Origin of the sequence: Pseudomonas onubensis, assembly GCF_965653655.1 — a bacterium.
Taxonomy (GTDB): domain Bacteria; phylum Pseudomonadota; class Gammaproteobacteria; order Pseudomonadales; family Pseudomonadaceae; genus Aquipseudomonas.
This window is the reverse complement of sequence record NZ_CBFHAZ010000004.1, coordinates 14,561-25,640: the sequence shown is the minus strand read 5'-3', so window position 1 is coordinate 25,640 and position 11,080 is coordinate 14,561. Positions and strand designations below refer to the sequence as shown.

6 protein-coding genes are annotated in these 11,080 nt (G+C 60.5%); 2 read left to right on the top strand and 4 right to left on the bottom strand.

The features are described from left to right. Positions 1-77 precede the first annotated feature (77 nt). Both ACTD9P_RS02585 and ACTD9P_RS02580 read left to right on the top strand, forming a co-directional pair. Positions 78-986, top strand: a complete 909-nt coding sequence (locus tag ACTD9P_RS02585) for an OmpA family protein (protein ID WP_438866560.1) — start codon at positions 78-80, stop codon at positions 984-986. A gap of 214 nt (positions 987-1,200) precedes the next feature. Further along, the gene (locus ACTD9P_RS02580; protein ID WP_438866559.1) at positions 1,201-2,133 is read left to right on the top strand and encodes an OmpA family protein; all 933 of its coding nucleotides are present in this window, start codon (positions 1,201-1,203) and stop codon (positions 2,131-2,133) included. A 32-nt stretch (positions 2,134-2,165) separates the two neighbouring features. On the opposite strand, the gene ACTD9P_RS02575 is transcribed toward ACTD9P_RS02580, so the two are convergent. From ACTD9P_RS02575 to ACTD9P_RS02560, 4 genes are read right to left on the bottom strand one after another with little or no spacing between them, the layout of a single operon-like run. Then, positions 2,166-5,774, bottom strand: a complete 3,609-nt coding sequence (locus ACTD9P_RS02575) for a transporter substrate-binding domain-containing protein (RefSeq protein WP_438866558.1) — start codon at positions 5,772-5,774, stop codon at positions 2,166-2,168. Between the two features lie 54 nt (positions 5,775-5,828). After that, positions 5,829-7,343, bottom strand: a complete 1,515-nt coding sequence (locus ACTD9P_RS02570; protein ID WP_438866557.1) for a TolC family protein — start codon at positions 7,341-7,343, stop codon at positions 5,829-5,831. A gap of 2 nt (positions 7,344-7,345) precedes the next feature. Further along, positions 7,346-8,587 (bottom strand): HlyD family type I secretion periplasmic adaptor subunit, encoded by a 1,242-nt coding sequence (locus ACTD9P_RS02565; protein ID WP_438866556.1) that lies wholly within the window; start codon positions 8,585-8,587, stop codon positions 7,346-7,348. Further along, complete coding sequence (locus ACTD9P_RS02560; RefSeq protein ID WP_438866555.1) at positions 8,584-10,857, bottom strand: type I secretion system permease/ATPase; 2,274 nt, start codon at positions 10,855-10,857, stop codon at positions 8,584-8,586. The genes ACTD9P_RS02565 and ACTD9P_RS02560 overlap by 4 nt, the downstream gene beginning before the upstream one ends. Positions 10,858-11,080: the final 223 nt, after the last annotated feature.

Genomic DNA, 11,080 nt, shown 5'->3' with positions numbered 1-11,080 from the left:
GACGGGGCCGCGTGCCCCGTCCTCTCCCTCTTTTTTCAATACCCCGGGTTACCATAGCCCGTGGTGGAGTCATGAGCATGTTCAAACACACAACGATTTTCCACGCCGCGCTGTTGAGCGTAGCGCTGTGCAGTGCGCCATTGGCGATGGCTGAAGAGGCATCGCCCAAAGCGTTCGGCAATCAGTACAGCCCTGTCGCACCGGTGTCCGGCGGCCAGGCGCAGGTGGTTTACTACCGACTGCCTGCCGCCAATGCACAAGCCAGCGGTGCCCATGTGTATGTCGATCGCGAGTTTCAAGCCTCGCTTCTCCCGGGCGGCTACACGGCGTTTTGCGTCACCCCGGGTCAACATACCCTGGGTGCCTATCTCAACGATGCACCAAAATACGCAGGCAAAAATACCGATGTCTACAGCGCTCAACTGAACGGTGGCATGACCTATTTCCTGAAGGTCGGCGAAGGCGGTAATGCTGCTCCGCAAGCCGTCAGCCGCAGTCAGGCCGAGAGCGAACTGGCTGCGACCCGCCAGCAGGTGCATGCGTTGTCGCGCGCCTCCCATGTGGTGGCCTGCGACTACCAGCCCATGCCGGCGGCGGCAACTTTCAAGGACTATTCGCTGTCAGGTGATGTGCTGTTTGCGTTTGGCAAATCCGGCTATGCCGACATCTCAACCCCAGGTCGCAAGGCGATCAGCGAGTTGATCGACCAGTTGCGAACCGAGCATGCCAACCTCGAACAGATAGCTGTGATCGGCCACACCGACCCGATCGGCAAAGCCGACGCCAACCACGCGCTGGGCCTCAAACGTGCGCAAACCGTGCGTCGCCTGCTGCTCGACGGCGGTCTCAGCGCCTCTACCATTCACGTCAGCAGTGCCGGTTCGCGTGAGCCGGTCAGCGGTCAGTGCGAAGGTACCCGTGCCGAGCAAGTGGCCTGCTATGCAGCGGACCGTCGTGTGGTGGTGCGGGTAGATCTGCTGCCGTAAACCAACAGGTACAACAGTACAACCGGCGTAGCCATTTACGCCGGTTTTTTTTGCCTGAAATATGTGAAAGCCCAGGCATTACGGGCTTATGAGACCGTTCTTATAGAGGCTGTTCAGCCGCTTGCGCACACTTGTACCCAGGTTGGCGAAGCGGTTTTTCGCCTTTCAATTGATCCTTCAAGGCGCCGCCGATTCGGTGCCAGGCGCACACTTCATGATTCTCAAAAATTACCCACTTTACACCGGCGTTCTGTTGGCTTGCACCTTGCTGTATTCAACCTCAAATATTGCGGATACCACAGCGGCCGGCCCCGGCAAAGTGTTCTACACGCCTTACCAAAGCGCTGCACCAGTGGCGGTTGATCAGGTCCAGGTTATCTATTACCGCCCGGTGTTGAGCGTACAGCGTCAGGGGGCGGCACATGTCTATGTCGACCGTCAGTTTCAGACCGGCTTGCTGCCGGGTGGCTACACCCAGTTTTGCCTGGCTCCCGGCACCCATACCCTGGGTGCCTACCTGGATGACGCGCCGGCCTATCGTGGCAAGCGGCATGATTTGTACCAGGCCAACTTGCAGGCCGGTCGCACCTACTTCCTGCGGGTGCGCGAGGATGCCAGCACTTTTCCGCAACCGGTCAGCCGTGAAGAGGCCGAGGGTGAGTTGAAAAGCACCCGCGCCCAGGCACACGTCCTTTCAAGGGTCGATAGCGTGGAAGCGTGCCGTCACTATGCGTTTCTCAAGCGTGACAGCCACGTGAGAGACTATCGCCTGAACGATGCGCTGACATTTGCCCCACGGCAGACCTCTCGCCAATACCTCTCCGGAGCCGGCCACGCCGCCCTTCGCCAGCTGGTCGAGGCGTTGCGCCAGGACCAGGCGCAAATCAAGCGCATCCTGGTCACCGGCCATGCCGACCCAATGGGCAATACCGCGCGCAATGAAATGCTCGGTCATCAACGGGCCGACACGGTTGGCGAGATGCTGATGGATGCAGGTATCGCCCAATCACTGATTACGACTGCCAGTGCAGGCAGTCGCGAGCCGGTGGTGCACACCTGTTACGGCACGTATGAGGAACAGGTGGCGTGTTATGCACCGAACCGGCGGGTGACGTTAAAGGTAGAGCTGGAAACGGGCACGCCTTGAGCACAATGGCACAGGCGCGAGTGAATTCGCGCCTACGTCAGGCGCTGTTCCAACAGCTCAAGCCTGGTCAGCAACGCAGCGACGGGTGCGTCACATTCACGTAGCTCGCCGCGCAACGCCGCCGCCTCAAGCGCGTTGCAGGCCGCCGTCAGTTCGTTGTCCGCAACCAGATGCGCGCCGCCACGTATCTTGTGCGCCAATTTGCCCAGGCCCTCGACATCCTGGTGTTCAACCAGCCGCGCCATGGTCAGGGCATCTTCGCGATGGGTTTTGATAATTTCTTCCACCAACCCATCGTAGGATTGAGGGCTGAGCTGGCGGATTTTCTCCAGCTCTCCGCCTGATTGGCTGGCGGCCGCCAGGAAGCGTCGTTCGCTCTGCTGCGCCACCTCTGCAATCAGCGGTGCAAGGGCTTCGATGCCAATGGGCTTGAACAAGCAGCGGTTCATTCCGGCTTCCAGGCATTGCTCGATGATTTCGGATTGCGCATTGGCCGTCAGGCCAAAAATCGGATGAGCACCCATGGCCATGCCCTGTTCCCAGTCGCGCATACGCCGGGCCAATTCGTAGCCGTCCATGCGCGGCATGCCGCAGTCGGTGATGGTCAGGTCGAAGGCCGGGCTGGCCTGCTCCCACAGGGCCAGTGCCGATTCACCATCATCGCAGGGCACGGCTTCATGGCCCAGGTATTCCAACTGCTGGCAGAGCAGCAGGCGGTTTGGCGCATGGTCTTCCACCACCAGGATTTTCAGGCGGTGCGTCGAAGACACAGGTGCCTGCTGCAACGCCTGGCTCTCGTCAATGGCACACAGCGGCGCTTCAAACACCAGGGTAAACCGCGAGCCCAGGCCCAACTGGCTGTCGACACTCAGCTGTGCGTTGAGCAACTTCACCAAACTCGCGCAAATGCTCAGCCCAAGGCCCGTGCCTTTGGCGCGATGCTCGCCGGGCTCGGCCTGCACAAAGGGCTCGAAAATGTCCTGTTGCTGCTGCGCGCTCAACCCCGCGCCGCTGTCACTGACCTGAATCGCATAGCGGCCCCAGCCCGCGTCGGTTGCCCCGGGCAGTTCGCGTAGCAACAGCTGAATGCTGCCGTGGTCGGTGAATTTGATCGCATTGCTGAGCAAGTTCGACACGATCTGGTTGAGCATCAAACCGTCGATCAGTACGCCATGGTGTTCGGCCTCGACCACCCACTTGAAGTCCAAGTGTTTTTTGCGCGCATTGGTCGCAAACAGTGTATGCAACGATTGCATCAGCTCAGGCAGGTGGGTAGGGCGGGGCGAAGGCGTCATGGCGCCCGCCTCGATCTTCGACAGGTCGAGAATGTCGCCGATCAATGACAGCAGCGACTGCGCCGACTGGTGGGCGACGTCCAGGTTTGCGTCCCTTTGCTCCTGCGTGCCACCGCGTACCCGCAGCATTTCAATCAACCCAATCAAGGCGCTGATCGGCGTGCGGATTTCATGGCTCATGCTGGCCAGGAAGACGGATTTGGAATGGTTGGCCTCCAAGGCGTTTTCCGTGGCCATGCGCAGTTGTTCGGTGAGGTGGGCGCGCTCGGTAATGTCCAGCCAGCCACCGATCAGGCCGATGTAGCGGCCGGCGCTGTTATGGAACGGCAGCACCCAGTGGTACACCTGATAGGCCTGGCCCTTGACCTGTACTTCCAGGTCGGCGAACACCGGTTGTCCGTCTCTGAGAATATCCAGGTACATCTGGTGGTAGCGGCGGTTGAGGTGAGGGCTGACGTGTTCGCTTTCCAACAAGGTTTTGCCGATTACCTCGTCGGCGGTGGCCTGTAAAAAATCCAGATAGGTGCGATTGCACTGCACCAGTCGCCCGGCTTCGTCCCTGACATAAAGGGCAACGGGGGCGCCATCGATCAGGGTGCGGGTGAACTCCAGCTGATCCCCCAAGGCCTGCTCGGCCTTTTTGCGCTGGTTGATCTGCGCCCGCAGGAAGTAGTTCCAGATCAGGAACACCAGCACAAACAGCCCCGCGCCGATGACCACGGTGTACACCGTGTCTTTGTAGGTACTCCAGGGGTTCGCGACCGCAGGCACGACATGGCTGCTCCAGCGTTCGGTCATTTCCTGGAGTTCTTCCGGGGATGTTTCCAGCAGCGCCTGGTTGATGATGTCTTTGAGTTGCGGGTACTCGGAAGAGACTGCCATGGCAACCCTGGCCGGTACCGGGCCGAATACTGAGGCGATGTGCAGGTCCTGCTGGAAGTGGTAGTTGATAAAGTAATTGGCACTGAACTGGGTCTGGACGCTGCCATCGACTTCGCCCGCCATCAGCATCTCCAGGCCACGGGTCGCACTTTCGACCGGCACTTTGATGATGCCGGGATAGTGTTGATCGGCCCATGCCGACAATGGGTTGCCGGCAGGCAACGCCAGTTTCAGGCCGTTGAGTTCCTCCAGGGAGCGAATGTCCGCCTGGGCTCTGCGGGTGACGACGACAAAGGGGCTGAGCAGATAAGGTCGAGTGTACTGGTTCGGCGCCAGGCGAAAATCACCGATGCTCAAGGCGGCGATCAGCCCCGCCTGATGCTGTTCCAGCTGGACGACCATGTCGTTGACGCCAGCGCTACGCACCACGTCGAACTCAAGCCCGGTGCGCCGGGTGATCAACTTCAAAAGGTCGGCGCTCAAGCCTTGCAGACGGTCCTGCTCATCAAAAAACGTCAGCGGCGCATACGACCCCGCTACCAGCACCTTGACACGTGGATGCTGGGCCAGCCAGGCTTTTTGCTCGTCGCTCAGGTTCAGTGAAGTATGGGCAATGACAAAGTTGTTGCTTAGCCCCCAGCGCGAGGTAATCCGCAGCATGCCCGCCACTGGAAATCCCGCCAGCGATTGGTTGATTGCATTGAGCAGTTCGGGTGCGCGGGCGCTGACGCCGAAATTGATATCGGCGATATTGGGGGCGGGCGCATTACCGGCAATATGCAGGTCATTGCGGTAGAAGCGTGAAATCAGGAACTCGGCGGTGATGGCGCTGGTGCGAAACGCGTCGACCTGGTCGTAGGCCAGTGCCGCCATCGCATTCAGATGTCGGGTGACACGGACCAGCGTGCTGTGGGGGTATTGCTGGCGTAGCTGCGACTCTTGTTGCGTGCTGGTCGAAAAGTAGGCCAGGCGGCCAGCGGCAATGTCCGCGGGAGACTGCGGTTCGTTCTGGCGCCGCACGATCACCTGGCGGTTCAACAAATAAGGCGTGCTCGGCACCACCAGTGGGTCGCTCTGGCCAGCGTCATACAGCCCGAGCATATCAACGTCACCGCGCGCTATCGCCTGCATTGCTTCGATGCGATGGGTATAACGCTTGAGCTCAAAGGACACGCCCAGGGTTTGCTGTAACAACCCGAGGACATCGGCCGTTACCCCTTCAAACACCGCCGGCTCATAACCCATATGCAGGGGGGGGCGCGCACCTCCCCAAAACGCCACGCGCACCTTGGGCTTGCTGTCCAGCCAGGCGCGGGTGTCAGGGTCAAACGCTACCTTTGGCCCCAGGACTGGTGTACGTATGCGCAGTTGCGCCTCCTGCGCAGTGTCTGCCGCCAGGAGCGCCGTCGGCAGTAACAACAAGCCAATCCCGAGAAAAAAGCCTTTGAGCAGCGATAAGTTCAATGCATCCATTCCTTTGAAAAAAATCGGATAAAACGAAGTCTACACATCTCATCTTCACTTGCCTGCCTGACGTGTTCCCTCCAGCCACTGCGCCAGCGTACCGGCACTGGCGTACTGACGTATGATCGACTGATAGCCGTCAAACCGGTTGCTGATTTCGCTGACCTGGTTGCCGTAGTGATCACTCTCGGCGGTCAGCACATCCAGTAAAGTGCGCTTGCCCAAATGGTGCCATTGCAGAAAAAACGCCTCACGGATCCGGTCGGATTCCACCGACAGGTCGCGGTACAGCTCGGCGCGCTCCAATTGGGTGCGGGCGTCGTTGTCAGCGGTACGGATACGAAACTCCAGATCCTGGCGCTGTTGCGCGGTTTCCTGGTGGTTGGCGTCTGCCCGCTGCAAGGCCGCGCGTTCCGCTGCACGGGTCGAGCCGCCACGGAAGGCGCCCCACGTCATGCTCAGATTGGTCTGCCAGGGTTGCTCGCGTCCCAGGGAGTCTTCGGCGGTGCTTTTACTGATGACCCAATTCAACTGCGGCAAGCCGGAGGCCCGTACCGCCTTGGCTTGCAGCTCGGCCGATTCGGCTTTCGCGGTGGCCTGGCGAATGGTCGGGTGGTTGGCGGCGGCATCCAGCAATGGTTCAAGCTGCGTCAAACCGATGTTCCATTCCTTGCTGCGCGGAATCGGGATCGGGCGCTCGCCCACCAGTTTGCGCAAGGTTATTTGCGCATCCCGGGCCTTGGCCTCAGCCGCGTCCTGCAAGGCCTGCGCTTGCAGCAGGCGCGCTTTGGCCTGGGTCAGTTCACTGGCGCGGCCCTGGTCAACCGCGACGATCCCGGCCAGCATCTTCACTAGCTCTTCCATGCGGTTGGCAAACGCCTGGCTGAGGTCACCAATAATGCGTTGCTTGCCCAGCTCTATAAGGGTGTTGACCACCTCAAAGCCAGTGTTTTCCATTTCAGCGGCCAGGCTTTCATCGGCGGCGACGCCAAGTTTTTTGCGGCTGTCGATGGTGTTATCCAGATGCCCCCAGTCGTAGACCATGGTCGACACCGAGACATTGATGCCGCCACTGCCTTGCTCATTCTCCGAGCCTTTGCCGAATTGCACGGCCTGGGTTTGTGTACCGACATCGACCTGGGGCCAGCGCTGGCCTTTGGCTTCATCGATATCGGACTGGGAAGCCTGCTGCTCAGCCTGGGCACGCAGCACTTGGGGGCTGCGCAGCACGGCCGCTTCCACCGCTCGCAAGAAAATTGCGCGCAGCTCTTGTTCCGATGGCCCGGTGTTCGGGTAGGCACCCTGAGCACGGGCTGCCATGCGTGCGGGGAGTGCGGCATAAGCGACGGCCGATACGCTGTGCACCTGTGGCTCCGCGCCAGCGCGTGCAGGCGCCGTGGGTTTGGCCGTTTGCTCATTGACCGCTTCAAAAGTCAGCATCGGCGCTTGAGCCGGGCGCCGTGAAGGCTCATTGGCCTGGGCAGAACCGATCCACAAGCCGCCAAACAGGCACAGTGAAGCCAGATGGGCGGCCAGTGTCGACTGTGCGCCCGCGAATTTAAACGTCATGGTTAGCGCTCCCGGAAAGCTTCCCGAGCCTTGAGCACGGGTTTGAGCAGGTAATCGAGAATGGTTTTTTCGCCGGTACGGATTTCAACCGTGGCGACCATCCCGGGGATGATCGGCAGGGATTTTCCGCCGGCGTCGAGGGTGCTTCTGTCGGTGAGGATCAGCACGCGGTAATAGGTGTCATCGGGGCGGCCGGCGGCGGCTTTCTGGTCGTCTTTAAGGGTGTCGGGGCTGATGTGCTCAACCGTGCCCTTCAGGCCGCCGTAGATGCTGTAGTCGTAGGCGGTGATCTTTACCGTGGCTGCCAGGCCCGGATGCAGGAAAGCCACATCGGCGGGGCGGATCTTGCCTTCGACCAGCAGCTGATCTTCCAGTGGCACGATTTCCAGAATGTGTTCGCCGGGCTGAATCACCCCGCCACGGGTATTGACCCGCACGTTTTTCACGGTGCCACGCACCGGCGCGGTGATCGTGGTGCGCTCCACCACATCGGCACGCCCGACCAGGTTTTCACTGGTCTGCGACAGTTCCAGCTCAAACTTGGCTAGCTCGGCGTTGGCCTCGGCCTGATAACGGTTGGTGCGTTCGACAATCTGCGATTTGATTTCGTTGGCCTGGCGCCGCATACGCAAGATTTCCACCTCCGACATCAAACCTTTGGCGGCCAAGGGCTCGGCCAGTTGGATCTCACGCATGCTCAGGGCGTAGCTGCGCTGCAGGCCGCCAACGCTTTCGTTAAGGGCATTTTTGCGTGCGTTATAGGCCTGGATTTCCTGCTGCATCACCGCCTTGTCGGTCTTCACCATGTCATCGAACTCCAGCGGCTGCTGGTAAGCTTCGGCGCGCAAACGGGTGATGCTCGCCTTGAGGCCGATGACCTTGGACAAGGTTTCGCGGTAACTGGCCTGGGCCCGTGTGGCGTCGATCTTGAGCAGCACATCGCCTTTCTCGACCACGTCACCTTCACGCACATTCATCTGTGCCAGAATCCCGCCTTCGAGGCTTTGGATCACCTGCTCACGGCTTTTGGAAATGACCTTGGCCTCGCCCTGGGTAATTTCTTCGACGCGGGCGAAGTGCGCCCATACCAGGCCACCCACCAGCACCGCGGCAATCAGGTGCAGAATCAGCTTCGAACCCGGCGTAGTCTGGGTCAACAGGGATTCCTGCACGTCATTCATATAAGCGGCATCACCCGGCAGCAGCGGTGTGCGCGCCTGGCGATTGAAAAAATGGCGAATCATTGGGCCGACTCCACGGTGGGCTGTGGCTTTTTGGCCGAACTCATGCGCATGGACGGCGCAGGGCGAGTTTGGCCGGCGTTGCCGTTCATGGCTGCCAGAATCGTGTCTTTGGGGCCGTCGGCAACGATCTTGCCGTCATCCACCACCACGATGCGTTCGACCAGTGCCAGCAGTGACGGGCGGTGAGTGACCACAACCAGAGTTTGCCCCTGAGTAGCCAGTTGCAGGTGTTGCAGAAACTGCGCTTCGCTCTGGGTATCCATAGCGCTGGTAGGCTCGTCGAGCAACAGCAGGGCCGGACGCGCCAACAGGCTGCGAGCCAGCGACACCAATTGGCGCTGGCCACCGGACAAGCCCTCGCCCATTTCGCCAATCGGCAGGTTGATGCCCTTGGGGTGGCGGGCAGCGACCTGGTCCAGGCCAGTGAGGCGCAGTACGCGCAAGAACTCTTGCGCGGTGGCTTCCGGGCGGCCCAGCATCACGTTTTCGCGCAGCGAGCCATAAAACAGTCGTGCCTCCTGGCCGACATACCCGACGGCCTTGCGCCAATCGGCCGGGTCGATCTGGTTGACGTCCAGGCCGTCGGTGAACATTTGCCCGCTGACCGGAGCATACAGACGTGCCATGACCCGCAGCAGGGTGGATTTGCCGCTGCCAATGCGGCCAAGAATGGCGACTCGCTCGCCGGGCTTGATGCTCATATTAATGCCCTGCAATACCGGTGGGTTGGGTTGCATCGGCGGCGCGGGATACGCAAATGCGAGGTCCTTGAGGGTCAGTTGGCCGTTGAGCGCCGGCTTGGCCAGGTACTCGCGGCCGGCATCCCGGTCCACCGGCATGGCCATCAACTTGTTCAGCGATTGCAGCGCCGCCTTGGCCTGTTGGAAGCGCACAGCCAGGCCGACCACCTGGCCCAGCGGCGCCGTGGCGCGGCCAGCCAGCATTACGGTTGCAATCAGTGCGCCCATGGTCAGGTCGCCGGCGTCGATCAAATAGACGCCGATGACGATCAGCACCACGGTCTGTACCTGCTGGAAAAAAGTCACCGCGCCATTGACGGCACTCGACAGTTGTCGGGACTTCATCGATGTGCTGGAGGCCAGGGCGCTGAACGTTTCCCAGCGCCGCTGCATATAGGCTTCTCCGCCAACGGCTTTTAGGGTTTCCAGGCCCTCGATGGACTCGATCAGGACGCCTTGCTTAAGGGATGACTCGCGCAGGTTCTCTTTCATCGTGCGCGCCAGTGGCCATTGAATGCCGACACTGACCAGCACGATCAACGGAATCAGCAGCAGCGGCACCCAACCCAGCGGGCCGCCGACCACAAAGATCACCGCGACAAACATCAGCACAAACGGCAAATCGGAAATTGCCGCCAGGGTGGCGGAGGTGGCAAAGTCGCGCACCGATTCAAATTCACGCAGTTGGTTGGCGAACGAGCCGGAAGAAGCGGGCTTGTGTTCCATCTGAATCGACAACGCCTGGCGGAACAGCATGGTGCCCAATACCAGGTCGGCTTTTTTTCCGGCAAGGTCCAACAGGTGTGCCCTTACATAGCGGGCGATTGCCTCGAAGATCATCGCCACCACCACACCGATGGCCAGTGACCACAGGGTCACGAACGCCTGGTTGGGGACCACGCGGTCATACACGTTCATGGTGAAAAAGATGCTCGCCAACGCGAGGACGTTTATCAGCACTGCGCCAATCGCCGCGCTGCGGTAGTAACGGCGATAGCGCCAGAGTGTAGTCAGCAACCAATGCCCGGCGGGGCGCGCAGTTTCTTCACCAGCACGGGTATCGACCTTGGCGGTACGTTTGGCGAGGATTGCAAAACCGGTGTACAGCGCATCCATATCCGCCTGAGAAATTTCTACCGGCTCAGCGCTGACTTCCGGCAGGATTACCTGATAAACGCAGTCCCGCTTGTCTTCGGCCTGCAGGTCGCTGCGGCGCCCCACCAGCACACAGCCGCCGCGCTCCTGGCGCAGCAAGATGATCGGCAATAGTTGCTCGGGCAAAGCCCGCGCCGGGCGCTCGACCAGCCCTGCGGACATACCGGCATTGTTCAGGGTCGCCAGGGCCAGGGAGGGAGACAGCACGCCGACCTTGGGCAGGCCGGCCGTCAGCGCTTCGGCTGATCGGCCCACGCCATAGTGGTCGCAAAGCCACGAAACGCTTTGCAGCAGGGTATCTTCGATCTGCGTGTGCGGCGCGGGCATCGCCGGGTTTTCGTCTGCCGACGGGGCAGGAATGCTATCGGTAGGCATCGTATGGGTCCTGAGCTGATAACGCATGTCATGGAAGGTTTCGCGTCTAAGGGGTTAGGCGAAATCTGTCGGATAATTCTGACAACCAGGTCAGGTTGGGAGAACGAGACTTGTCTCAAACGCTGCCAGGCGTGTTAAAAAGCCATCGCCGGCTAATGGCGGCTAAAGACGGGCGCGTCGGTGTTCTCTTTGGGAGAGAATTTGAGCTAATCTACGTAGGAAT